This window comes from Pseudomonas sp. B21-023 (assembly GCF_024749165.1).
Lineage (GTDB): Bacteria > Pseudomonadota > Gammaproteobacteria > Pseudomonadales > Pseudomonadaceae > Aquipseudomonas.
In genome coordinates, this window is record NZ_CP087190.1 from 2,667,659 (window position 1) to 2,692,450 (window position 24,792).

Consider the following 24,792-nt stretch of genomic DNA (forward strand, 5'->3'; position numbering starts at 1 on the left):
GGCGATCACAGCCCCTGCTGCAGGAAAGGGTCGTCCGGGTTCTGCCGCTCCAGCTCGGCCAGCAGGACCTGGACATTCTGCAATTGGCCGGTTTCCTTCCAGTACTCGATCAGCAGTACCCGCACCCGGCGATTGGCCGGTTGACGGTTGAGCACGGTTTCCAGCTGCTTTTGCGCGGCATCGAGCTGTTCCAGCTGGTGCAGGGTGATGGCCAGGGTGTAGCGATAATCGTTGTTTTCCGGTTCCAGCTCGACAGCCCGCGAGAGGGCGAGCAGGGCGTATTCCTGCTGCTCATGGCGGGTCAGCCACAGGCCCAGTTCGTATTGCAGGAACGCCGAGTCCGGGCGCAGTGCCAGGGCCTTGGCGAGCACCTCGCGGGAGGCGTCGTGCTGGCCCTGTTGCTCCAGCAGGCGGACCTGGGTGGCCAGGGTGTCCAGGCCTTCAGGGGCCAAGGCCAGGCTGCGCTGCAGGGCCCGGGAGGCTGCTTCGTAGGCTTGTTCATGCATGTATAGCCGGGCCAGGTGCAGCTGGGCGGCGGCGTCGTCGGGCTGTTGTTCCAGGGTCTGCTCGTACTGCTCCAGGGTATCCTGCAAGGGGCCGAAGTACAGGCCGATGGCGTCGGGGTCGAGACCTAGCAGGGCGTCCACCGTGGCGAAGCGCACGCTTTGCTCGTCATCTTCCAGCAATGGACCCAGCACCAGGCTGCGCTGGGCCGCCGGCAACAGCCGGCGGATACTGGTGATAGCGGCGCGGCGTACCAGCGGGTCGGCGTGCTCAAGGTCCTGGCTGGCCAGTTTCAACGCCTGTGGCGAGGGGTAGTTGGGCAGTTCGGCATGCAGCGCGGCGCGACGGATGGGGGGCAGGTCGTCGCGTTGCAACTGCTGGTACAACACCCGCGCAGCGCCCGGCAGGCCATCGTGTGCCTGGCGCAGGGCCTTGGCGTAGCTGTGGGGCGGCAGGCTGGGCGGTGCGGGCTGGCGGTCACGCCACAGGTAACCGATCGCCGCGGGCAGCACGAGTAACAGCAACAGGGCGATCAGGAGAGGGCGACGTCTGGGCATCTCGCGGTCCGGGGTGGCATTACGGCAGAGCTTGGGGCAGGCAGGTGGCAAATGCAACGACCAGGGTGCGATCCTGGGGCCGCGCCGCGGGGCAAAATCCGTGTGCTGCGGGTTCGGCCTTGCAAACCTGCAGGGTCTCCTTGCACATCGGTGATGTTCCTCGTGGCGCTCTGCGGTTATCCTCGCCTGAGCCTTTCCTGAACTGTCCTGATCTCCAAGGAGCTGCACGCTGTGTTCAAACATGTCGATGCCTATGCCGGCGACCCGATCCTCTCGCTGATGGAAACCTTCAAGGCCGACCCGCGCGCCGCCAAGGTCAACCTGAGTATCGGTCTGTACTACGACGAAGCCGGCGTGGTGCCGCAGCTGGCGGCGGTGGCTGAGGTGGAGAAACGCCTGGCCGGCCAGCCCCATGAAGCCTCGCTGTACCTGCCGATGGAAGGCCTGGCCGCTTACCGCCAGGCGATCCAGGCGTTGCTGTTCGGCGCCGAGCACCCGGCCGTCGCCGCTGGTCGCGTGGCCACCGTGCAGACCGTCGGCGGCTCGGGCGCGCTGAAAGTCGGTGCCGACTTCCTCAAGCGTTACTTCCCAGGCTCCGAGGTCTGGGTGAGCAACCCGACCTGGGACAACCACCGGGCAATCTTCGAAGGTGCGGGCTTCAAGGTGCACACCTACCCGTACTTCGACCCGGACACCCGTGGCGTCGACTTCGCCGGCATGCTGGCCAGCCTGCAGGCCTTGCCGCAGAACAGCGTGGTCCTGCTGCATCCGTGCTGCCACAACCCCACCGGCGTTGACCTGGACCAGCAGCAGTGGCAACAGGTGGTCGAAGTGGTCAAGGCGCGCCAGTTGATCCCCTTCCTCGATATCGCCTACCAGGGCTTCGGCGAAGGCCTGGTCGAAGACGCTTATGCGATCCGCGAAATGGCCCGTGCCGGCGTGCCTTGCCTGGTCAGCAACTCGTTCTCGAAGATCTTCTCGCTGTACGGCGAGCGGGTAGGGGGCTTGTCGGTGGTCTGCGACGATGCCGCCACCGCTTCCAGCGTGCTTGGCCAGCTCAAGGCCACCGTGCGCCGCAACTACTCCAGCCCACCCGCTTTCGGCGCCCAGCTGGTGGCCGGCGTGCTGGGTGACGCCGCGCTCAACGCCCAATGGGCCGCGGAAGTTGAAGCAATGCGCAAGCGCATCCTCGACATGCGCCAGGGGCTGGTCGACCTGCTCGGCGAGTTGCTGCCAGGCCAGGACTTCCAGTTCTTCCTGCGCCAGCGCGGCATGTTCAGCTATACCGGCTTCAGCGTGGAACAGGTGCGTCGCCTGCGTGACGAGTTCGGCGTGTACCTGATCGACAGTGGTCGGGTGTGCATGTCCGGCCTGCGCCCGGCCAACCTGCGCCAGGTGGCCGAGGCGTTTGCCGCCGTTCAGCGGTAACCTGCCTGGGGCCGCTTTGCGGCCCTTTCGCTGGCGCCGGCTCCCACCCCTATCGCCTGCATTGCCTCTTTGAGTCCCTGTGAGGTCCGGCTTGCGGTGGCGACAAACCGCGGCGAAAGGGCTGCGTAGCCCCATCCAGCACAACCTGCTTGTAAAGACAAGTGCAACCGTCCCTCGGGCGGGGCTTCCCCAAGTGCAACCTTTGCATGCACAATCGCGCCCCTCTTCCCCGGTTGAGTTGGGCGAATCGTCTATTTCGCCATTCTCAGCCTGTTGCAGTCTTGCGAGTGGAGCTTCACCCGGAATGAATGAGCAGGCCCCAAGCGTTGAACAACGCTTTGTAGAATCGACCCCCGCCACCCTCGGTAGCTGGTCGCGTCAAGACACCACCTGGATGCTGGGCCTGTTCGGCACGGCCATCGGCGCCGGAACCCTGTTCCTGCCCATCAACGCCGGCCTTGGCGGTTTCTGGCCGCTGCTGGTCCTGGCCTTGCTGGCCTTCCCCATGACCTACTTCGCCCACCGCGGGCTGACCCGTTTCGTGCTCTCGGGCAGCAAGGGCGGCGATATCACCGACGTGGTCGAGGAGCATTTCGGCATCACCGCCGGTGCGCTGATCACTGTCCTGTACTTCTTCGCCATCTTCCCGATCCTGCTGATCTACAGCGTGGCGCTGACCAACACCGTCAGCAGCTTCATGGAGCACCAACTGCATATCGCGCCGCCGCCGCGGGCGATCCTGTCGTTCGTGCTGATCCTCGGCCTGCTGGCGATCGTGCGCTGCGGCGAACAGGCCACGGTCAAGGTCATGAGCCTGCTGGTGTACCCGTTCATCGTCGCCCTGGCGCTGCTGGCCCTGTACCTGGTGCCGCACTGGACCGGTGGTATCCTCGACACCGCCACCCAGGTGCCGTCCGGCTCGGCTTTCCTGCACACCGTGTGGCTGGCCATTCCGGTGATGGTGTTCTCGTTCAACCATTCGCCGATCATCTCGGCCTTTGCCGTTGATCAGAAGCGTCGCTACGCCGAGCACGCCGACGAGCGCAGTGGTCAGATCCTGCGCCGCGCCCATCTGCTGATGGTACTGATGGTGCTGTTCTTCGTGTTCAGCTGCGTGCTGACCTTGAGCAGCGCCCAGTTGGCTGAAGCCAAGGCGCAGAACCTGTCGATCCTGTCCTACCTGGCCAACCACTTCGAGCAGCCGGCCATCGCTTTCGCCGCGCCGCTGATCGCCTTCATCGCCATCGCCAAGTCGTTCCTGGGCCACTACATCGGTGCCAGCGAAGGCCTCAAGGGCATGATCGTCAAGACCGGCATGCGTCCGGGCGCCAAGGCCCTGGACCGCATCGTTGCCGCGCTGATGCTGGTGGTGTGCTGGATCGTCGCCACCCTCAACCCGAGCATCCTCGGCATGATCGAATCCCTCGGCGGCCCGATCATCGCGGTACTGCTGTTCCTGATGCCGATGTACGCCATCCGCCGGGTGCCATCGATGCGCAAGTACAGTGGTGCGCTGTCCAACGTGTTTGTGGTGGTGGTCGGCCTGGTGGCCTTGACTTCGGTGGTGTACGGCCTGCTGGCCTGATACGTCGTTCAAAGCAGTGTGCCCGGATGGTTTGTCGCGATCCGGGCATTTTTTTGTCCACAGGAATTGTCAGGCAATACAACAATTTCATGTTTGCTTATAGGCACTTGCGCGGCTTCATGCTTAACTCGAGGTCTTTTTCCAAACCCGCATAAGGATTTCCGCCATGGCTCAAGTGACTCTCAAAGGCAACCCGGTTCAAGTCAAAGGCGAACTGCCGAAAGCTGGCGCCCAGGCACCTGCCTTCTCCCTGGTGGCTGGCAACCTGGCCGATACGTCGTTGAAGGACTTCGCCGGCAAGCGCAAGGTGCTGAACATTTTCCCAAGCGTCGACACCCCGACCTGCGCCACCTCCGTGCGCAAGTTCAACGCCCAGGCCAATGACGTGGCCAACACCGTGGTGCTGTGCATCTCCGCCGACCTGCCGTTCGCCCAGGCGCGCTTCTGCGGTGCTGAAGGCCTGGAGAACGTGAAGAACCTGTCGACCCTGCGTGGCCGCGAGTTCCTGGAAAACTACGGCGTGGCCATCGCCGATGGTCCGCTGGCCGGCCTGGCCGCCCGCGCCGTGGTGGTGCTTGACGAAAACGACAAGGTGCTGCACAGCGAGCTGGTGGGCGAAATCGCCGACGAGCCGAACTACGAGGCGGCGCTGGCTGTCTTGAAGTAAGTGTTCGCCGGCTTGCCGGCGAACCAGGTAACACCCGGTAACGGCCTGGACCCTGTTCCAGGCCGTTTTCATTTAAAGTTCACGCCTTTGCCAACGTCAGCCGAAGGTAAAGCACTGGTAAAGCCCCTTTGCTAAAACGATGCCAGTGCTTATCGTTCACGCTCTCCACGCCGTCATTCTCTGAACAAGGTTCGTTCGACCCATGCAAGCCTCCAATTCCCGTTCCCCTCGTCGCTGGCTGTTCGGCCTGCTGATCCTGCTGCTGGTGGCCCTGCTGGCCTGGTGGCTGTGGCCCGCAACGACCGCCCATAAAGAGGGTGAAGGGCATCGCCCGGGCAAAGGCATGGGTGGGCGGCCGGGTTTCGGCGCCTCCACCGAAGCGGTGCCGGTGCGCGTCGAGCCTGCGCGGGTGGGTGACTTCCCGCTGTACTACAAGGCCCTTGGCACCGTGACCGCGACCAACACGGTCAATGTGCGCAGCCGGGTGGCTGGCGAGCTGGTGAAGATTCATTTCAAGGAGGGCCAGCAGGTCAAGGCCGGCGACCTGCTCGCCGAGATCGACCCGCGCAGCTACCGTATCGCCCTGCAGCAGGCCGAAGGCACCTTGGCGCAGAACCAGGCTCAACTGAAGAACGCCCAGGTCGACCTGGCTCGTTATAAAGGCCTGTATGCCGAAGACAGCATCGCCAAGCAGACCCTGGACACCGCCGAGGCACAGGTCGGGCAATTCCAAGGGCTGGTCAAGACCAACCAGGCGCAGGTCAACGACGCGCGCCTGAACCTGGAGTTCACCCAGATCCGTGCGCCGATCAGCGGTCGCCTGGGCCTGCGCCAGCTGGACGTGGGCAACCTGGTCGCCGCCAACGACACCACGGCGCTGGTGGTCATCACCCAGACCGAGCCGATCAGTGTCGCCTTCACGTTGCCGGAAACCCAGCTCGACACCGTGCTCGCCCGCTACCGCAGTGGCGCCAGCCTGCGGGTGGAAGCCTGGGATCGTGGCGATCAGAAGCTGCAGTCCACCGGCGTGCTGGGCAGCCTCGACAACCAGATCGACACCGCCACCGGCACCCTGAAGTTCAAGGGCACCTTCCAGAACGCCGACCATGCCCTGTTCCCCAACCAGTTCGTCAATGTGCGCCTGCTGGCCGACACCCTGAAGCAGGTGGTACTGGCCCCGGCCGCGGCCATCCAGTTCGGCAATGACGGCACCTTCGCCTATGTGGTCAACGCCGAGAGCACGATCAACATCCGCCCGCTCAAGGTCGGTGCCAGCGATGGTGAGAACAGTGTGATCGTCGAGGGCCTGGCCGCCGGTGACCGCCTGGTGCTGGAAGGCACCGACCGCCTGCGCGAAGGCTCCAAGGTCGAGGTGGTCGAAGACAGCTCGCAAGTGCCGACCACCCCCGGCCAGCATCTGCAGGGGCAGGGCGCCAAGGGCTCGGCGCAGGCCGGTGAACCAGGCTCCAAGGCGGGCGCATGAACCTCTCGCGCCTGTTCATCCTGCGGCCGGTCGCCACCACGCTGAGCATGCTGGCCATCGTCCTGGCCGGCCTGATCGCCTACAAACTGCTGCCGGTGGCGGCCTTGCCCCAGGTCGATTACCCGACCATCCGCGTCATGACCCTGTACCCCGGCGCCAGCCCCCAGGTCATGACCAGCGCCGTCACCGCACCTCTGGAGCGTCAGTTCGGGCAGATGCCGGGCCTCGAGCAGATGGCCTCGACCAGCTCCGGCGGCGCCTCGGTGCTGACCCTGCGCTTCAACCTCGACATGAACATGGATGTCGCCGAACAGCAGGTACAGGCCGCGATCAACGCCGCCAGCAACCTGCTGCCCAGCGACCTGCCGGCGCCGCCGGTGTACAACAAGGTCAACCCGGCCGACACACCGGTACTGACCCTGGCCATTTCCTCCAAGACCATGCCACTGCCCAAGCTCAACGACCTGGTCGATACCCGCGTGGCGCAGAAGATCGCGCAGATCAGCGGCGTCGGCATGGTCAGTATCGCCGGTGGCCAGCGCCAGGCCGTGCGGATCAAGGTCAACGTCGACGCGCTGGCCGCCAACGGCCTCAACCTGGACGACGTGCGCACCCTGATCGGCGCCTCCAACGTCAACCAGCCCAAGGGCAACTTCGACGGCCCGACCCGGGTGTCGATGCTCGACGCCAACGACCAGCTGCGCTCGCCGGCCGAATACGCCAATCTCATCCTCAAGTACAACAATGGCGCGCCGCTGCGCCTGAAGGACGTCGCCGAGATCGTCGACGGCGCCGAGAACGAGCGCCTGGCCGCCTGGGCCAACCAGAACGAGGCGGTGCTGCTGAACATCCAGCGCCAGCCCGGCGCCAACGTCATCGAGGTGGTCGACCGGATCAAGGAGCTGCTGCCGTCGATCACCGACAACCTGCCGGCGGGCCTCGACGTCAGCGTCCTCACCGACCGTACCCAGACCATCCGCGCCGCCGTGCGCGACGTGCAGCACGAGTTGCTGTTCGCCATTGCCCTGGTGGTGATGGTGACCTTCCTGTTCCTGCGCCGGGTCTCGGCCACGATCATCCCGTCGATCGCCGTGCCGCTGTCGCTGATCGGCACCTTCGGGGTGATGTACCTGGCCGGTTTCTCGGTCAACAACCTCACGCTGATGGCCCTGACCATCGCCACCGGTTTCGTGGTGGACGATGCCATCGTCATGCTGGAGAACATCTCCCGGCATATAGAAGAGGGCGAGACACCGCTGCAGGCCGCGCTCAAGGGCGCGAAACAGATCGGTTTCACCCTGATCTCGCTGACCTTCTCGCTGATCGCGGTATTGATCCCGCTGCTGTTCATGGCCGACGTGGTCGGGCGGCTGTTCCGCGAGTTCGCCATCACCCTGGCGGTGGCCATCCTGATTTCCCTGGTGGTGTCGCTGACCTTGACGCCGATGATGTGCGCCCGGCTGCTCAAGCGCGAGCCCGAGGAGGAGCAGCAGGGCCGCTTCTACCGTGCCAGCGGCGCCTGGATCGACTGGCTGATCAAGCACTACGCCAGTGCCCTCACCTGGGTGCTCAAGCGCCAGCCGTTGACGCTGCTGGTGGCTGTGGCAACCCTGGCGCTGACCGTTGTGCTCTACCTGATGGTGCCCAAGGGCTTCTTCCCGGCCCAGGACACCGGGGTCATCCAGGGGATTTCCGAGGCGCCGCAGTCGACCTCGTTCGCCGCCATGAGTCAACGCCAGCAGGCCCTGACCGAGGTGATCCTGCAGGACCCGGCGGTGCAGAGCCTGTCTTCGTACATCGGTGTGGATGGTGACAACGCCACCCTCAACAGCGGCCGTTTGCTGATCAACCTCAAGCCCCATGGCGAGCGCGACGTGACGGCAGCCGAGGTGATCAGCAGGTTGCAGCCGCAGCTCGACAAACTGGTCGGCATCCGCCTGTTCATGCAGCCGGTGCAGGACCTGAGCATCGAAGATCGGGTCAGCCGCACCCAGTACCAGTTCAGCCTCAGCTCCCCGGATGCCGACATGCTTGCCGAGTGGAGCGGCAAGCTGGTGCAGGCACTGAAGGACCGCCCGGAGCTGCAGGACGTGGCCAGCGATCTGCAGGACAAGGGCCTGCAGGTGTACCTGGTGATCGACCGCGACATGGCCAGCCGCCTCGGCATCACCGTGGCGCAGATCACCAACGCCCTGTACGACGCCTTCGGCCAGCGGCAGATCTCGACCATCTACACCCAGGCCAGCCAGTACCGCGTGGTGCTGCAGTCGCAGACCGCGGCCAGCCTCGGCCCGCAGGCCCTGGAAGCGGTCCACGTCAAGGCCGCCGACGGCGGCCAGGTGCGCCTGTCGGCCCTGGCGCGCATCGAGCAGCGCCAGGCCCAGCTGGCCATCTCGCACATCGGCCAGTTCCCGGCGGTGATGATGTCGTTCAACCTGGCCCATGGCGCGTCCCTGGGCGAGGCGGTCAAGGTGATCGAGCAGGTGCAGCAGGACATCGGCATGCCGATCGGCGTGCAGACCCGTTTCCAGGGCGCCGCCGAGGCGTTCCAGGCTTCGCTGTCGAGTACCCTGCTGCTGATCCTTGCCGCCGTGGTGACCATGTACATCGTGCTCGGCGTGCTCTACGAGAGCTACATCCACCCGGTGACCATCCTCTCGACGTTGCCTTCGGCGGCGGTAGGTGCGTTGCTTGCGCTGCTGCTGAGCGGCAACGACCTGGGCATGATCGCCATTATCGGCATCATCCTGCTGATCGGCATCGTCAAGAAGAACGCAATCATGATGATCGACTTCGCCCTCGAGGCCGAGCGTCATCAGGGCATGAGCCCGAGTGATGCGATCTACCAGGCTGCGCTGCTGCGTTTCCGGCCGATCCTGATGACCACCCTGGCTGCGCTGTTCGGCGCGGTGCCGCTGATGCTCGCCACCGGTTCCGGCGCCGAGCTGCGCCAGCCGCTGGGCCTGGTGATGGTCGGCGGCCTGTTGGTGAGTCAGGTGCTGACCCTGTTCACCACGCCGGTCATCTACCTGTACTTTGACCGCCTGGCACGTCGCTGGCGCCCGGTTGACGATGCGCGGCAGGCCGAAGCATGAACCTGTCCGGACCGTTCATTCGCCGGCCAGTGGCCACCATGCTGCTGAGCCTGGCGATCATGTTGCTGGGCGGGGTGAGTTTTGGCCTGCTGCCGGTGTCGCCGCTGCCGCAGATGGATTTCCCGGTGATCGTGGTGCAGGCCAGCCTGCCTGGGGCCAGTCCCGAGGTCATGGCGTCCACCGTGGCCACGCCGCTGGAGCGCAAGCTCGGCGCCATTGCCGGCGTCACTACCCTGACCAGCAGTTCCAACCAGGGCTCGACCCGGGTGATCATCGGCTTCGAGCTGGGCCGCGACATCGATGGCGCGGCACGCGAGGTGCAGGCAGCGATCAACGCCACTCGCAACCTGCTGCCCAGCGGCATGCGCAGCATGCCCACCTACAAGAAGATCAACCCGTCCCAGGCGCCGATCATGGTGCTGTCACTGACCTCGCAGGTGCTGTCCAAGGGCAAGCTGTACGACCTGGCCGACACCATCCTGTCCCAGAGCCTGTCGCAGGTCAGCGGGGTAGGGGAAGTGCAGATCGGCGGCAGTTCGCTGCCGGCGGTGCGCATCGAGCTCGAGCCGCAGTTGCTCAACCAGTACGGCCTGTCCCTGGACGATGTGCGCACCGCCGTGGCCAATGCCAACCAGCGCCGGCCCATGGGCTTCGTCGAGGACAGCGAACGTAACTGGCAGGTACGCGCCAACGACCAGCTGGAGCAGGCCGAGGACTACAAACCCATCGTCATCCGCCAGCAGAATGGCTCGATCCTGCGCCTGTCGGACGTGGCCAAGGTCAGCGATGGCGTGGAGAACCGCTACAACAGCGGCTTCTTCAACGACGAGAGCGCGGTGCTGCTGGTGGTCAACCGCCAGACCAACGCCAACATCATCCAGACCGTCGAGCAGATCAAGGCCGAGCTGCCGGCGTTGCAGTCGCTGCTGCCGGCCAGTGTCAAGCTCAACGTGGCCATGGACCGTTCGCCGGTGATCAAGGCCACCCTGAAGGAGGCCGAGCACACCTTGCTGATCGCCGTGGTGCTGGTGATCCTGGTGGTCTACCTGTTCCTCGGCAACTTCCGCGCCTCGCTGATTCCGAGCCTGGCGGTGCCAGTGTCGCTGGTGGGCACCTTCGCGGTCATGTACCTGTGCGGATTCTCGCTGAACAACCTGTCGCTGATGGCGCTGATCCTTGCCACCGGCCTGGTGGTGGACGATGCCATCGTGGTGCTGGAGAACATCTCCCGGCATATCGAGAAGGGCGAGAGCCCGATGCGGGCCGCCTACAAGGGCGCGCAGGAGGTCGGTTTCACCCTGCTGTCGATGAACGTCTCGCTGGTGGCGGTGTTCGTCTCCATCCTGTTCATGGGCGGGATCGTGCGCGGGTTGTTCAAGGAGTTCTCGATCACCCTGGCGGCGGCGATCATCGTCTCGCTGGTGGTGTCGCTGACGCTGACGCCGATGCTCTGCTCGCGCTGGCTCAAGGTCCATGGCCCGCAGCAGCAGACCCGCCTGCAACGCTGGAGCGACCGTATCCACCAGCGCATGGTCGCCGGCTACGACCGGAGCCTGGGCTGGGCGCTGCGCCACAGGCGCCTGACCCTGCTCAGCCTGCTGGCCACCATTGTGCTCAACATCGCCCTGTACGTGGTGGTGCCCAAAACCCTGATGCCGCAGCAGGACACCGGCCAGCTGCAAGGCTTCATCCGCGGCGACGACGGCCTGTCGTTCACCGTGATGCAGCCGAAGATGGAAATCTACCGCCGCGCCCTGCTCGCGGACCCGGCCGTGGAGAGCGTCGCCGGCTTCATCGGCGGCAACAGCGGCACCAACAATGCCTTCGTGCTGGTGCGCCTGAAGCCGATCGGCGAGCGCAAGGAAAATGCGCAGAAGGTGATCGATCGCCTGCGCAAGGATTTGCCGAAGATCCCTGGCGGGCGTCTGTACCTGATGGCTGACCAGGACCTGCAACTCGGCGGCGGCGGTCGCGACCAGACCACCTCGCAGTACCTCTATACCCTGCAGAGCGGTGACCTGGCCGCTCTGCGCGAGTGGTTCCCAAAGGTTGCCGCCGAGCTGCGCAAACTGCCCGAGCTGACCGCCATCGATGCCAACGACGGCGCCGGCACCCAGCAGGTGACCCTCGTGGTCGACCGTGACCAGGCCAAGCGCCTGGGCATCGACATGGACATGGTCACCGCAGTGCTCAACAATGCCTACAGCCAGCGGCAGATCTCGACCATCTACGACAGCCTCAACCAGTACCAGGTGGTGCTGGAGATCAACCCGAAATACGCCTGGGACCCAAGTACCCTGGAGCAAGTGCAGGTGATCACTGCCGATGGCGCCCGGGTGCCACTGTCCACCTTCGCCCGCTACGAGAACAGCCTGGCCAACGACCGCGTCAGCCACGAAGGGCAGTTCGCCTCCGAGGACATCTCGTTCGATGTCGCCGAAGGCTACAGCCCTGACCAGGCCCTGGCCGCGCTGGAGCGGGCGGTGGCCAAGCTCGGCCTGCCCGAGTCGGTGATCGCCAGGCTCGGTGGCGATGCCGACGCGTTCACCAAGACCGCCGAAGGCCAGCCGTTCATGATTCTTGGCGCCCTGGTGCTGGTATACCTGGTGCTGGGCATTCTCTATGAGAGCTACATCCACCCACTGACGATCCTCTCCACTCTGCCTTCGGCCGGGGTCGGCGCCTTGTTGGCGCTGTACCTGACCGGTGGCGAATTCAGCCTGATCTCGCTGCTGGGGCTGTTTCTGCTGATCGGCGTGGTGAAGAAGAACGCCATCCTGATGATCGACCTGGCCCTGCAGCTGGAGCGCCATGAAGGCCTGTCACCGGAGGAGTCGATCCGCCGTGCCTGCCTGCTGCGCCTGCGGCCGATCCTGATGACCACCCTGGCCGCGATCCTCGGCGCGCTGCCGCTGCTGCTCAGCCGCGCCGAGGGCGCCGAGATGCGCCAGCCGCTGGGCCTGACCATCATCGGCGGCCTGGTCTTCAGCCAGATCCTCACCCTCTACACCACGCCTGTGGTCTACCTGTACCTCGATCGCCTGCGCCACCGGTTCAACCGCTGGCGCGGCGTGCGCACCGACGCTGCCCTGGATACCCCGCTATGAACTTTGCCCACACCCGAATCCATCGTGCCCTCAGGCTGCTGACCCAAGGGCGCGGCTCGCGCCTGGTCAGCGCCGGGTTGTGCGTGGCCATGCTCAGCGCCTGTACCTTGAGTCCGGACTATCACCGCCCGGAGATCAGCACCCCGGCGCAGTTCAAGCAGGCCCAGGGCTGGACCCAGGCCAACCCGTCCGATGCCATCGCCCGCGGGGCTTGGTGGGAGCTGTATGGCGACAAACAGCTCGATGCCCTGGTGGAAGAGCTCAACCGCAGCAACCAGACGGTGGCGCAGTACGAGGCGCAGTACCGCCAGGCCCAGGCACTGGTGCGCAGCAGCCGCGCCGCGCTGTTCCCCTCGTTGAACCTCACCGCTGGCAAGAACCGTTCGGCCCAGGGCACCGGGAGCTCCAGCTCGAGCCTATCGAACAACAGTAGCGGCATCCGCAACACCTACAACGCGCAACTCGGCGTGAGCTGGGAAATCGACCTGTGGGGCAAGCTGCGTGAAGCCATGAACGCCAACGAAGCCAGTGCCGACGCCAGCTTGGCCGATATGGCGGCCATTCGCCTGAGCCAGCAGTCGGAACTGGTGCAGAATTACCTGCAACTGCGGGTGATCGACGCGCAGAAACGCTTGCTCGATGCCACGGTAGCGGCCTATGAGCGGTCATTGAAGATGAACGAGAACCAGTACCGCGCCGGGGTTGCCGGGCCAGATGCCGTAGCCCAGGCGCGTACCCAGCTCAAGAGCACCCAGGCCGACCTGATCGACCTGGCCTGGCAGCGCGCGCAGTATGAGAACGCCATTGCCGTGTTGATGGGCAAGGCACCGGCCGACTTCGCCCTGGCGGCGACCCGCGACATTCCGGCGTTGCCGCAGGTGCCGGTGTCGCTACCGTCGCAGTTGCTCGAGCGCAGGCCCGACATCGCCTCGGCCGAGCGCAAGGTCATGGCGGCCAACTCCAATATCGGCGTCTCCCGGGCAGCGTACTTCCCCGACCTGTCCCTGAGCATGAATGGCGGGTACTCCAGTAGCAGTTTCAACAACTGGATCGAGCTGCCCAACCGCTACTGGTCCGTCGGCCCGCAGTTGGCGTTGACGCTGTTCGATGCCGGCAAGCGCAGCGCCGAGGTGGACCGCACCGTGGCGGTGTACGACCAGACCGTGGCGCAGTACCGGCAGACGGTGCTGGATGGCTTCAAGGAGGTGGAGAACTACCTGGTGCAGCTCAAGGTGTACGGCGACGAAGCCGTTGTCCGGCAGGAAGCGCTCGAGGCGGCGCGGGAGTCGTTGCGCTTGACCGAGAACCAGTACAAGGCCGGGTTGATCGGTTACCTGGACGTGGTGAACGTGCAGACCACGGCGCTGAGCAGTGAACGCAGCGTGTTGACGCTGTTGCAGGGGCGGCTGGTGGCGAGCGTGCAGTTGATCGCGGCGCTGGGCGGTGGCTGGGATGCCCGGACGGAGTTGGCCGAGCAGTGACCTGCTGTTGGCGACTTTGCCCGTGACGCTGTACCGCATCACAGTTCGCCACATGGCACGTGGCGTTCGGCCATTTCTCGTGCAAACTGTGTAAGGCCACGTCGTCGGTGGCGTAATCCATTGCACGAGGAGCGCCATGAGCGGACGTTGTCTGGGCCTGTCTGTGTGGTTGTCGTGCCTGCTGGCCGTGGTTCCACTGCGCGGCTTTGCCGCGGACAACTGCCAGCACCTCACCGCCACCGGCAACCCGGAGTACCCACCTTATCTCTGGCGCGACCCGCATAACCCCGCGCAACTGATCGGCGCCAATGCCGACTTGCTGAAGCAGGTGGCCAAGGACCTCGGCCTGGTGGTGGATGTGATGTATGTCGGGCCGTGGTCCAGGGCGCAGGAGGAAGTGAGCAGCGGGCGCATCGACATGCTGGCCGGCTACTTTCGCACCCAGGCGCGCGAACTGCTGACCGACTTCATCAGCCCGCCATTCCTGTTCAATTCCAGCGTGGTCTGGGTGCGCAAGGGCGAAGGCTTCGCCTACAGCGACTGGTCCGACCTGAAAGGGCGACGAGGCGGGACGCTGGTCAACAACAGCCATGGCCAGGCGTTCGACGACTACGCCCGGGCGCAGCTCGACCTCGAAGCGGTGCCCAGCGTTACCCAGGCTTTCCAGAAGCTGCTGCTCAAGCGCAGCGACTACGTGATCTTCGAGCAGTACCCCGGCATGGCCCTGGCGCGCGCGCTGGGCAAGGAAAAGGAACTGGAGGTACTTGAGCCGCCGGTGTCCAGCGAAGGGCTGTACCTGGCGCTATCGCACAAGTCGGGTTGCAACCAGCCGGCGCTGCGCGAAGCGCTGGCGCGCAAGATGCGGGAGCTGGTGGCGGGGCCCTTGCCCGAGCAGCTGGTGGCCGAGAACCTGGAGCGCTGGCAGCGTCAGCAGGCCGGCAAGTGAAGCGATTGCGTCATTAGTCGGCACCCTGTCCGATGCCTTTGATCTAAGGCCACGTTCTCTTGGGCCTATGCTGTTGTGGCGAAACCCCATCCTTGTTTTCTCGCGAAGGTATTCTCATGAGCCAGCCTACTGTCGTGCTTGTACACGGTTTTTGGGGCGGGGCCGCCCACTGGGGAAAGGTGATTGTCGAGCTGGCGCGCAAGGGCATCAAAGACGTGCGCGCCGTGGAGCTGCCTCTGACGTCCTTGGCCGACGATGCCGAGCGTACCCGCAAGATGGTGGCGCAGGCGCCAGGCGAGGTGCTGCTGGTAGGGCACTCTTATGGTGGGGCGGTAATCACCGAGGCCGGCAACGCCGCGAACGTGAAGGGACTGGTCTTTATCGCGGCCTTTGCCCCAGACGCGGGTGAAAGCCCTGGTGGGCTGACACAGCAGCATCCACCCATCGCGGTAGCGAACCTTGCGCCGGACAGCGATGGCTATCTGTGGATCAAGGCCGACAAGTTCCACGAAAGCTTTTGCCAGGATCTGTCGGTTGATGAGGCATGGGTCATGGCGGTGACGCAGAAGGCGCCGCTGGCGAGTACCTTCGCTGACACCATCAGCGACCCGGCCTGGAAGCACAGGCCCTCGTGGTATCAGATTTCCAGCCAGGACCACATGATCGCCCCGGTCAATCAGCAAATGATGGCCGCGCGCCTGCAGGCGCGCAAAGTCATCACCTTGGATGCCAGCCACGCGTCACTGGCTTCGCGGGCAGGTGAGGTGGCCGCGCTGATCGAAGAAGCGTTAGGGTAGTTCAGCTCTTGCACTTGGCCACGACGACCTGGCAGGTCCGCGGCGTGCCCCCGGACCTGCCGGCATAGCGCATGCAACTGTCCAGCGACTTCCTGCTCGCCATGGCCAGTGTCGGACCGAATGCCAGGCCACCTTCGCCGCTGCTGGGCAGCGCCTTGGCATAGCAGTTGGAGCCTTGGGCGGCGTAGCGGGTGCTGGCGTGCTTGTTCGAACAACCGGTCGAAAAGGACAGGGTGATGGCGAGCAGGGCGAGCGGCACTGCATGCCTGGGCAGGGTGGCCATTGCAGGCTCCGGGAACGGCGTGGTGGTGTGTTGAGCTTAGCCGGAGTCGCTTCGCTTGGCTTGGTGTTTCTCATGGTCAGGGATCTGCAGGAGGTGCCTGATCAATGGGTTTGCCCGCGATCAACGGCATCAGCAGAAGCAAACGACAAGTGGCAATATGCCTTCAGCTACTCGCGCAAAGGCTCTAACCCCTTCACTGCGGGGCTTGCGAGCGGCTTTTGGATCCATCGAGAAGCGCGAAAACCCCGTGCGTTTCAGCAAAGCTTGAGTACAATCATCGGCTTTTCCCGGGCCCCCCGGTTCGTTCCTGGACGTGCGAATGCTGATCGGTAGCTACTCCTCCTCGCTGGTGTTGATCTCGCTGTGCGTGGCCATCCTTGCCTCTTACACGGCCCTGGACCTGACCGGGCGCATTGCCACGGCCAAGGGCCGGGCGGTGTACCTGTGGATGGGCGGCGGGGCATTGGCCATGGGTATTGGCATCTGGTCGATGCACTTCATCGGCATGCTGGCGTTCAGCCTGCCCATCGAGCTGGGTTACGACACTCTGCTGACTGGCCTGTCGTTGTTGATCGCGGTGGCTTCGTCGGGCTTCGCCCTGTGGCTGGTGAGCCAGCCGAAACTACCGTGGCTGCAACTGGCCTTCGGTGCCTTGATCATGGGCACCGGCATCGCCTGCATGCACTACATGGGCATGGCCGCACTGCGCATGCAGCCGGGCATCGACTACGACCCGACGCTGTTCAGCGCCTCCCTGGCCATTGCGGTGGGCGCTTCGGCGGCGGCGCTATGGATAGCCTTCCGCCTGCGCCAGCACACGCCCTATGTACGGCAGATCCGTGGCGTGGCGGCGGTGGTGATGGGGGTCGCCATCGTCGGCATGCACTACACCGGCATGGCGGCGGCCAACTTCCCGGCGGGCAGCTTCTGCGGCGCACTGGCCACGGGGCTCGCGGGCGACGGCCTGGATTACCTGGTGCTGATCACCACCCTGGCAGTGCTGGCGGTGGCCTTGCTGACTTCGGTGCTTGACGCTCGGCTGGAGGCGCGCACGGCGGAATTGGCGCGCTCGCTGACTCTGGCCAACCAGGAACTGACCCAGCTGGCCCTGCATGACACCCTGACCGGGCTGCCCAACCGCACGCTGCTGGCCGACCGTATCGACCAGGCCGTCGGCCGCGTGGCGGAGCAGGGCGGCTGCTTCGCGCTGATGTTTATCGACCTCGACGGCTTCAAGCCCGTCAACGATGCCTTCGGCCACCATGTTGGCGACCTGCTGCTCAAGGCGGTGGCGGCGCGTTTGCGCGGCCACCTGCACAGCCAGGACACCCTGGCGCGCATCGGCGGCGACGAATTCGTGCTGCTGGTGGAGCTGGACGAGCCGGACGACGCCATGAATGTCGCGGCCAAGCAGGTCAACCTGATGGCCAGGCCGTTCCGTGTGGCCGAACACGACCTGCAGCTGTCGGCGAGCTTGGGCATCGTGCTGTATCCCGGCAATGGCCTGGACCAGCACGAACTGCTGCGCAACGCCGACGCCGCCATGTACCACGCCAAGAGCGCCGGCAAGAACGGCTACAGCTTCTTCGATGCGTCCATGAACAGTAACGCGCGCCAGCAGCTGCAACTGCTGCAGGACCTGCGCACGGCCCTGGAGCACGGCCAGTTCCGCCTGCACTACCAGCCCAAGTTCGACGCCGTGCAGCGTCTGCCCATCGGTGCCGAGGCCTTGCTGCGCTGGGAGCACCCGCAACATGGGTTGATGCTGCCGGACCGTTTCATCGGCCTGGCGGAAAAGACCGGGCTGATCATCCCGATCGGCGAGTGGGTGCTGGGTGAAGCCTGCCGGCAGATGCGCCAGTGGCTGGATCAAGGTAATGAAGGGTGGCGGATCGCGGTCAACCTGTCGGCCATTCAGTTCTGCCACGCCGGGCTGGTCGACAGTGTGGCAAGGGCGCTGGATGTAAATGACCTGCCAGCCAATCGCCTGACCCTGGAAATCACCGAGACCACCGCCATGCGCGACGCCGACGCCAGCCTGCACGTACTGCAGCGCCTGTCGGACATGGGCGTGGACCTGTCCATTGATGATTTCGGCACCGGCTACTCAAGCCTGATGTACCTCAAGCGCCTGCCGGCCAACGAACTGAAGATCGACCGTGGCTTTGTGCGGGACCTGGAGCAGGACAGCGATGATGCGGCGATCGTCTCGGCCATCGTCGCCCTCGGCCAGGCACTGGGTCTGCGCATTGTCGCCGAAGGCGTGGAAACCGACCGCCAGCAGGACTTCCTCACCCGCCTGGGTTGCGATTCGCTGCAGGGTTATCTGCTCGGCCAGCCGGTGCCGCCGGAGCAGTTCATGGCAGGGCTCCAGTCGCTCAAGGCACGCCAGGCCCAGGTAGGCTAGACCACGCTGCGCAAAGGGCTGGCAAGCAGGTCGAAGGTTTCCATCTCGGCCTCCACGGCCTCGATGATGCGCTCGACATCGGCGGCGTGCATGATGGTTGCGCAGGGGATGCCGGCAATGGCCAGCAGGGTTTCGCCGGTGGCACGGTCGAACAGCCGGGCGACCATGCTGCGCGGGGCATCCATGCTGGCTTCGAAACCCAACGGATGAAAATGCCAACGCATCACCTGGCAGGCGTTGGGGAACGTCATCTTGTTCATGCCAGCCTCCTTGTTCGTGAACGTGGTGATTGCAAAGCGGTAACAGCCTAGGCCGTCCTGGCCGTCAGGACTCTAACCTTAGCACCTGCCATGGCAGTATTCGCTGGAAAATATGGCAGATGTACTAATGCATGACGGCGGTCACAGTCCTGTCACGATGAACGGTGGGCGCGTAGGGCCAGGCAAACGTTTTCCTCGTGGGCCTGCGCCTGGCAGCCAGCAGCGCTCTGCTATGTTTACCGTCAGCGCTTTTCGGACCAGCGGTGCCGGCCGGCAGACAGGGAGACAGTCATGCGGTATTCCACGCTCACCCAACGCATCGCCGGTCACGCAGCCGCGGCCTGGGATATTCACTACCAGGCCCTTGAGCAGCGCCGCCAGGGGCGCGAGATCTTCCTGCTGTCGGTGGGCGATCCAGACTTCGACACGCCAGCCCCGGTGGTCGAGGCCGCCATTGCCAGCCTGCATCGTGGCGAAACCCATTACAGCGATGTGCGCGGCAGCCTCGCCCTGCGCCAGGCGGTGGCGCGCCATAGCCAGCAGGCCATTGACGCCGAGCGGGTGGTGGTGACCGCCGGGGCTCAGTGCGGGCTGTTCGCGACCTTCCAGTGCCTGTTCGAGGCCGATGACGAGGTGATCGTCGCCGAGCCCATGTACGTCACCTATCACACGGTATTCGGTGCCTGCGCCGCGCGCGCCGTGCAGGTGCCGGTGCGGCCGGAGCAGGGGTTCCGCCTGGACCCAGCGGCCGTGGCCCGGGCGATCACGCCGCGTACTCGCGGGCTTCTGCTCAACAGCCCGCACAACCCCACGGGGGCGGCAATCGGCCTGGCCGATCTGAAGTGCCTGGCGCGGTTGTGCGAGGAACACGACCTGTGGCTGATCTGCGACGATGTCTACCAGTCACTGCTGTACGACGGCGAGGCACCGAATCCGCTGGGCCTGCCGGGCATGGCCGAGCGCTGCGTGTCGATCGGCAGCCTGTCCAAGTCCCACGCCATGAGTGGCTGGCGCGTCGGCTGGGTGATCGGGCCGCCGCAGTTCGCCCGGCACCTCGGCAACCTGGTGATGAGCATGCTGTTCGGCCTGCCGGAGTTCGTCATGCAGGCGGCCTGCGTGGCTCTGGATCAGGTTGGAGATGAGGTACGGCGGATGCGTGGGGTGTACCGGGCGCGGCGCGACCGGGTGTGTGCCTCGCTTGAGGACTGCCCCGGCATCCATGCGCATCAGCCAGCCGGGGGCATGTTCGTGATGCTCGATGTCCGTGGCACCGGGCTCAGCGCCCAGGCGTTCGCCCAGCGTCTGTTGAACGAAGAGGGCGTGGCGCTGTTGCCGGGTGATGGTTTCGGGCCCAGCGCAGCGGGGCATGTGCGGCTGGGACTGGTGCTCGAGGCGCAGGTGCTGTCACAGGTATGCCAGCGCATCCGCAACTGTGCCTCACGCGCCCTGGCCGAGCAACCCGGCCGCGATATTGATGGTGAAGCCCAGGATCGCCGTATTGAACACGAAGCCTACCAGTGAATGGGCCAGCACCACCCGACGCATGGCCCGTCCGCCGACGCCGATGTCGGAGGTCTGCACGGCGACATTGATGGTGAACGAGAAGTAGTGAAAGTCCCAGTAGTCCGGGTTGCGCTCGCCATCGGCAAAGCGCAGCGGGGGCTCATGGCGGTCACCGGTGTAGAACAGCCGGGCATAGTGCAGGCTGAAGATGCAGCCGATCAACAACCAGGAACCAGCCACCGTCAGCCCGGTGTACAGGTAGTGCAAGGCCAGGGCACTGCCTTCCAGGCCGCGGCTGGACACCAGTTGCAGGGTGACCGCCGCCAGGCTGGCGATGGCCGAGACGCACACGGTGATCAGCACCAGGCCGGCGTTTTCATCTTCGATGCGGGCGACCTTGCGTACCCGCTCGGCATTGGCCCGCAGGCTCAGCCACAGGACCATGGCCAGGTAAAGCCAGACGCCGATGTTCCAGCCGACGAGGATATGCTGCACGGTATCGCCGGCGGGGATAAGCCAGCCGCCGAGCAGGCCGGCCAGGGTGGCGATACTCAGGCGTGGGTGAGTGCGGGTGAGGTGGTGGAAGGCCATGCGGTCCCTTGGCGGTTGAACGTGGCTTCAACTGTAGACCAGATGCGGCCATGGCGCGGGGCAAGCCCGCTAGCCCGGCATGCCGTCCACCCGCGCACGCAAGAGGATCGGCAGGTAGTGCCAGAGGAACAGCAGCAGCGCCGCGCTGCCGAACAATACCGACAACCCCAGCCCCAGCGGCGTGAACGGCGCCACGATCACGCGGGCCAGTGCCGCCAGCTGGATCAGCGCGAATGCCCAACTCATGCTGTGGGGTACCTGAAGAGGGCGCCCGGTATGCCCCAGGCTGACCCGCGCCATCATCGCCACGATCAGCCCGGTCATGGCGCCGACCGTCAGCGCATGGGCGGCCAGGCTAGGGTTGATCGGCACCCCGGCATGCCACAGCGCCAACCCCAGGCAGGCGGGAATCAGCCAGGCATAGGCCAGGTGCAGCGACCACAGCAACGGCACATGCCACAGACCACGGTCGTGCCACAGCACCAGGCGTATACCATGCAGCACGGCCAGGGCGGCGAACAGCACGGCCATCAGGGGGTGTGATGCATCGTTGAGCCCGAACACATAGGTCAGCGGCAGCGCCACGCTGCCCAGCAGGCAGGCGCGGTCCAGCCAGGGCCGGGCCGGTGCCGGGCTCATGTTGCCCAGGCCGCGGCGGGTGAAGAACGGGATGACCCGGCCGCCGATCACGCTCATCATCGCCGCCACCAGCCACAGCCCGGCCAGCACGCCTCGCCGTTGCCACAGCGGGTCGTCGCGCAGCCAGCCTACAAGGGTCAGCCACTGGCAAGCCGCGAGGAGCAATACCAGGCCGATGATGGGGTAGTTGTTGCGCAGCCGACGCTGGATGATCGGCCGTGCCAGGGCCAGCGCCACCAAGGGCAGGAACGCGCCCTCCATCAGCACCAGGAGCCAGGCGGGCAAGGGCAGGAACCAACTTGCCCGGCCCAGCAGCCAGAGCAGGAACAGCCCCTGCAGCGGTCGGCCACTGAGACCCGGGATGCCACTCCAGTTCTGCACCGCCGTGAGCAGGAAGCCGGCAACGATGGCCACAGCGAAGCCAAACAGCATTTCGTGGCGGTGCCAGGCGAGCATTCCGCCGGCCGGCTCGAGCGCGTAAGCGCCGACCAGCACGCCGGCCCACAGCAGCAGGGCAACCAGGGCGAACAGGCTGCCGCCGAGGAAGAAGGGTCGAAAACCCAGGGCCCAGAGGGCCTGACGGGGGCGGGCGGTGATCGGCTGGACGAGCATGGCGAGGACCTTGGTTCGATCGAAACGGTTGAATGGGGTACCATCACGAACCATGCCAGCGTTCAAAAGCCTTGAATATCAAGGTGATGGCACTCTTGCAGTCATTATGACCCCATTTCTGTGTTGTCATTTTGACCTTTGTCATGGTTGAAATGACTCGCTTTGCGCCGCCTTGCCTCGATCGCCAGGGCGGCTTGCTACAGGATCCCCGTTGTGACCGACCTCCTGCGCAATCCGCTGCTGCAGTACCTCGCCCGGTTGGCCCCGTCCAGCCAGCTGACCATGCGCTACATCCTGCAGGACGCCGCCGACCGCCTGGGGTTTGCCGACTGCGATATCGCCGAGGTGCCCTGGCACCGCCTGGAACCCGGCCATGTGATCGCCCTGGTCGCGGCGCTGCGCGCCGATGGTTATGCGCCCAACACGTCGTCGTTGTACGTCAATGCCGTGCGTGGAGTGATGAACGAGGCCTGGCGCCAGGGTTTGATCGAGCACGAACAGTTGTTGATGATCCGCGAGGTCAAGCCAGCGGGCGGTAGCCGCCTGCCGCCGGGGCGCAATCTGCGGCGCAGCCTGATCCGCGAGCTGATGGACGTGTGCGCCGCCGACCCGCGTCCTCAGGGTGTGCGTGACGCGGCCATCCTGGCGTTGCTCTACGGCACCGGGATGCGCAAATCGGAATCGGTCGATGTGAACCTTGACCAGGTGGATTTCCAGGAGCGCAGCGTGCAAGTGCTGGCCAAGGGCAACCGTCAGCTGGTCAAGTACGCCCCGGCCTGGGCCTTCGACAAGCTGCAGGCCTGGCTCGACCTGCGCCGCCAGCACCTGCCGGCCGGCGAGCGCGACGACAGCTTCCTGTTCAATCGCATCCGCCGTGGCAGCCACATCACCCGCGCGCGCATCACCAAGCACGCGATCTACTACATCGCCCGCCAGCGCGGGGCACAGGTGGGGGCGAAGATCATGCCGCATGATTTTCGCCGGGCATTCATCACCCGGGTGATCGAGGAGCACGACCTGTCGATCGCGCAGAAGCTGGCGCACCACGCCAATATCCAGACCACGGCCGCTTATGACCGGCGCGATGACAACGAGCGGCGGCGGGCTGTGGAGCGGTTCGACTACTGATTCGCGGCAATCGTGGGAACCGCCCCCGCAGACCCTTGGCTGCTCAATGAATGCTCGATGCCAGCTCGAAGATCGGCATGTACATCAGGATCACGATCAGCCCGATCAGCAGGCCGATAAAGGTCATCAACAATGGCTCGAACAGCTTCACGAACCACTCCACCCAGCGCCCTATTTCCTGGTCGTGAAAATCCGCGCATCGCTCGAGCATCTCGCCCAGGTTGCCCGACTGTTCGCCGGCACGCAGCAGGCGCAGCGAGACGGGGGTCACCAGTTGGCCGGCCTGCAGCGCATCGGATAACGGCAGGCCCTCGGCGACCCGTTGACTGGCCTGCTCCAGGCCCTCGGCCGCGGTGCTGCCCAGCAGGCCGCGGGCCATGCCTAGCGCGGTGAGGATGGGGATGCCGCCTTGCAGCAGAATCCCCAGCGAACGGTAGAAGCGCGCCAGCTCGTACATCATCAGGCGTTGGTGCAGCGCGGGCAGTCGGCGCAACAAGCGGCCGGCGCCACGGCGCACGGCCGGGTGGCGGCGCAGGGCGACCAGGGCGCCGACGCCGGCAAGCATGCCCAGTCCCAGGGGCAGTTGCTGGGCATGCAGGAACAGGCCAATCTGCATCAGCACCCGCGACAGCCACGGCAGTTCGGTGCCCATCCCCTCGAACACCAGGCTGAAGCGTGGCACCACGTACCCCAGCAGGAACAGCACCACGCCACCGCCCACCAGCAATAACAGCAGCGGGTAGACCGAGGCACCGACCAGCTTCTGGCGGACCAGATCCAGCCGCTGGCGATAGCCGATGTAGCGGGTGAGGGCGTCGCCCAGGGCGCCGGTGCGTTCGCTGGACTGCACCAAGGCCACGTACAGGGTCGGGAATACCCGCGGCTGCAGGGCCAGGGCCTGGGACAGCGAGCGCCCCTCGTAGAGCTGGCGCACCAGTTGCTCCAAGGTCTTGCGCGTGGCGCCGCCCGGGGCTTTCTCGGCCAGGCTCTCGAGGGCATCGATCAACGGCAGGCCGGCACCGAGCAAGGTGGCCAGCTCCTGGCTGAACAGCATCAGGTCGAACGCCGTCGTGCGCCGTCGCAGGGCCAGGCCCTGGCTGCGCACGCTGAGCACGCGCAGCCCCTGGTCCTCGGCCTGGCGCCGGGCCTGGTCGCTGTCCTCGGCCTCCACCTGCAATTGCACCACGCCCTGGCTTCCCAGGGCCTTGAGCTGATAGCGCATGGCCGGGCTCCTCATTGCCAACTGGTGATCTCGGCGTTTTCACCGTCACCACCGGGTTGGCCGTCCTTGCCCATCGACAGCAGGTCGTACTCGCCGCCGTTCTCGCCGGGCTGTTTGTAGATGTAGGGGCGGCCCCAAGGGTCCTGTGGCACGGTCTTCTGCAGGTAGGGGCCAGACCAGCGCGCTTCGCCACCAGGCGCGACCACCAGGGCTTGCAGGCCCTGCTCGCTGCTGGGGTAGTGGCCGACCTCCAGGCGGTAGAGGTCCAGGGCCTTGCCCAACCCCTCTATCTGTGCCCGGGCCACCTTGGCCTCGGAGCGTCCCAGTTGGCTGAAGTACTTGGGCGCGACGATGCCGGCCAACAGGCCCAGCACCACCAGCACCACCAACAGTTCGAGCAGGGTGAAGCCGCGTTGGGGACGGATGCTGCGTTGCATGGTGAAACCCTCCGTTGCATTTATCCCTGATATGCAACAGCCGTGCACGTCTGCGCCGGG

19 protein-coding genes are annotated in these 24,792 nt (G+C 65.4%); 12 read left to right on the top strand and 7 right to left on the bottom strand.

Features of this window, described 5'->3' with window-relative positions:
• Nucleotides 1-5: 5 nt before the first annotated feature.
• Complete coding sequence (locus LOY42_RS11960; protein ID WP_139671271.1) at nucleotides 6-1,061, bottom strand: HEAT repeat domain-containing protein; 1,056 nt, start codon at nucleotides 1,059-1,061, stop codon at nucleotides 6-8.
• 231 nt (nucleotides 1,062-1,292) lie between these two features.
• On the opposite strand from LOY42_RS11960, the gene LOY42_RS11965 reads away from it, so the two are divergent.
• The 9 genes from LOY42_RS11965 (at nucleotide 1,293) to LOY42_RS12005 (ending at nucleotide 15,650) form a co-directional block, all read left to right on the top strand.
• On the top strand, nucleotides 1,293-2,489 hold the full coding sequence (locus LOY42_RS11965; protein WP_139671268.1) for an amino acid aminotransferase: 1,197 nt from the start codon (nucleotides 1,293-1,295) through the stop codon (nucleotides 2,487-2,489).
• A 304-nt stretch (nucleotides 2,490-2,793) separates the two neighbouring features.
• Nucleotides 2,794-4,074: a serine/threonine transporter gene (locus LOY42_RS11970; RefSeq protein ID WP_023631759.1), complete on the top strand. Its 1,281-nt coding sequence runs from the start codon at nucleotides 2,794-2,796 to the stop codon at nucleotides 4,072-4,074.
• Between the two features lie 166 nt (nucleotides 4,075-4,240).
• Nucleotides 4,241-4,741, top strand: a complete 501-nt coding sequence (tpx, locus tag LOY42_RS11975; RefSeq protein WP_023631758.1) for a thiol peroxidase — start codon at nucleotides 4,241-4,243, stop codon at nucleotides 4,739-4,741.
• A gap of 202 nt (nucleotides 4,742-4,943) precedes the next feature.
• On the top strand, nucleotides 4,944-6,224 hold the full coding sequence (locus LOY42_RS11980) for an MdtA/MuxA family multidrug efflux RND transporter periplasmic adaptor subunit (protein ID WP_258600783.1): 1,281 nt from the start codon (nucleotides 4,944-4,946) through the stop codon (nucleotides 6,222-6,224).
• On the top strand, nucleotides 6,221-9,319 hold the full coding sequence (locus LOY42_RS11985) for an MdtB/MuxB family multidrug efflux RND transporter permease subunit (protein ID WP_139671267.1): 3,099 nt from the start codon (nucleotides 6,221-6,223) through the stop codon (nucleotides 9,317-9,319). Before LOY42_RS11980 ends, LOY42_RS11985 begins: the two co-directional genes overlap by 4 nt.
• Nucleotides 9,316-12,426, top strand: coding sequence for a multidrug efflux RND transporter permease subunit (locus LOY42_RS11990; RefSeq protein WP_258600784.1), 3,111 nt, complete (start codon nucleotides 9,316-9,318; stop codon nucleotides 12,424-12,426). The genes LOY42_RS11985 and LOY42_RS11990 overlap by 4 nt, the downstream gene beginning before the upstream one ends.
• Nucleotides 12,423-13,907, top strand: coding sequence for an efflux transporter outer membrane subunit (locus tag LOY42_RS11995; protein ID WP_258600785.1), 1,485 nt, complete (start codon nucleotides 12,423-12,425; stop codon nucleotides 13,905-13,907). The genes LOY42_RS11990 and LOY42_RS11995 overlap by 4 nt, the downstream gene beginning before the upstream one ends.
• Before the next feature lie 136 nt (nucleotides 13,908-14,043).
• Nucleotides 14,044-14,853: an ABC transporter substrate-binding protein gene (locus LOY42_RS12000; protein ID WP_110699243.1), complete on the top strand. Its 810-nt coding sequence runs from the start codon at nucleotides 14,044-14,046 to the stop codon at nucleotides 14,851-14,853.
• Nucleotides 14,854-14,969: 116 nt separating this feature from the next.
• Nucleotides 14,970-15,650, top strand: coding sequence for an alpha/beta hydrolase (locus LOY42_RS12005; RefSeq protein ID WP_139671258.1), 681 nt, complete (start codon nucleotides 14,970-14,972; stop codon nucleotides 15,648-15,650).
• 1 nt (nucleotide 15,651) lies between these two features.
• Here LOY42_RS12005 and LOY42_RS12010 read toward each other — a convergent pair whose 3' ends face one another.
• Complete coding sequence (locus LOY42_RS12010) at nucleotides 15,652-15,933, bottom strand: hypothetical protein (RefSeq protein WP_046855739.1); 282 nt, start codon at nucleotides 15,931-15,933, stop codon at nucleotides 15,652-15,654.
• Between the two features lie 319 nt (nucleotides 15,934-16,252).
• Here LOY42_RS12010 and LOY42_RS12015 point away from each other — a divergent pair, with 319 nt between their 5' ends.
• Nucleotides 16,253-18,340: a bifunctional diguanylate cyclase/phosphodiesterase gene (locus LOY42_RS12015; protein WP_139671256.1), complete on the top strand. Its 2,088-nt coding sequence runs from the start codon at nucleotides 16,253-16,255 to the stop codon at nucleotides 18,338-18,340.
• Here LOY42_RS12015 and LOY42_RS12020 read toward each other — a convergent pair.
• Nucleotides 18,337-18,600, bottom strand: a complete 264-nt coding sequence (locus LOY42_RS12020; RefSeq protein WP_110699237.1) for a DUF1652 domain-containing protein — start codon at nucleotides 18,598-18,600, stop codon at nucleotides 18,337-18,339. The genes LOY42_RS12015 and LOY42_RS12020 overlap by 4 nt on opposite strands.
• A gap of 291 nt (nucleotides 18,601-18,891) precedes the next feature.
• Between LOY42_RS12020 and LOY42_RS12025 the strand changes: the two genes are divergently transcribed.
• Nucleotides 18,892-20,121 carry a pyridoxal phosphate-dependent aminotransferase gene (locus tag LOY42_RS12025; RefSeq protein WP_139671253.1) on the top strand — a complete coding sequence of 410 codons (1,230 nt, stop codon included), beginning with the start codon at nucleotides 18,892-18,894 and terminating at the stop codon, nucleotides 20,119-20,121.
• On the opposite strand, the gene LOY42_RS12030 is transcribed toward LOY42_RS12025, so the two are convergent.
• Together LOY42_RS12030 and LOY42_RS12035 are read right to left on the bottom strand one after the other, a co-directional pair.
• Complete coding sequence (locus tag LOY42_RS12030) at nucleotides 20,038-20,694, bottom strand: DUF1345 domain-containing protein (RefSeq protein ID WP_102683921.1); 657 nt, start codon at nucleotides 20,692-20,694, stop codon at nucleotides 20,038-20,040. The two genes, LOY42_RS12025 and LOY42_RS12030, sit on opposite strands and share 84 nt — an antisense overlap.
• Before the next feature lie 69 nt (nucleotides 20,695-20,763).
• Nucleotides 20,764-21,945, bottom strand: coding sequence for an NnrS family protein (locus tag LOY42_RS12035; RefSeq protein ID WP_139671392.1), 1,182 nt, complete (start codon nucleotides 21,943-21,945; stop codon nucleotides 20,764-20,766).
• Nucleotides 21,946-22,158: 213 nt separating this feature from the next.
• Between LOY42_RS12035 and xerC the strand changes: the two genes are divergently transcribed.
• Nucleotides 22,159-23,073, top strand: a complete 915-nt coding sequence (xerC, locus tag LOY42_RS12040) for a tyrosine recombinase XerC (protein ID WP_139671247.1) — start codon at nucleotides 22,159-22,161, stop codon at nucleotides 23,071-23,073.
• A 43-nt stretch (nucleotides 23,074-23,116) separates the two neighbouring features.
• Here xerC and LOY42_RS12045 read toward each other — a convergent pair whose 3' ends face one another.
• Both LOY42_RS12045 and gspG read right to left on the bottom strand, forming a co-directional pair.
• Nucleotides 23,117-24,295, bottom strand: a complete 1,179-nt coding sequence (locus tag LOY42_RS12045; protein WP_139671244.1) for a type II secretion system F family protein — start codon at nucleotides 24,293-24,295, stop codon at nucleotides 23,117-23,119.
• An 11-nt stretch (nucleotides 24,296-24,306) separates the two neighbouring features.
• The gene (gene gspG, locus LOY42_RS12050) at nucleotides 24,307-24,732 is read right to left on the bottom strand and encodes a type II secretion system major pseudopilin GspG (protein WP_102683924.1); all 426 of its coding nucleotides are present in this window, start codon (nucleotides 24,730-24,732) and stop codon (nucleotides 24,307-24,309) included.
• Between the last annotated feature and the right edge of the window lie 60 nt (nucleotides 24,733-24,792).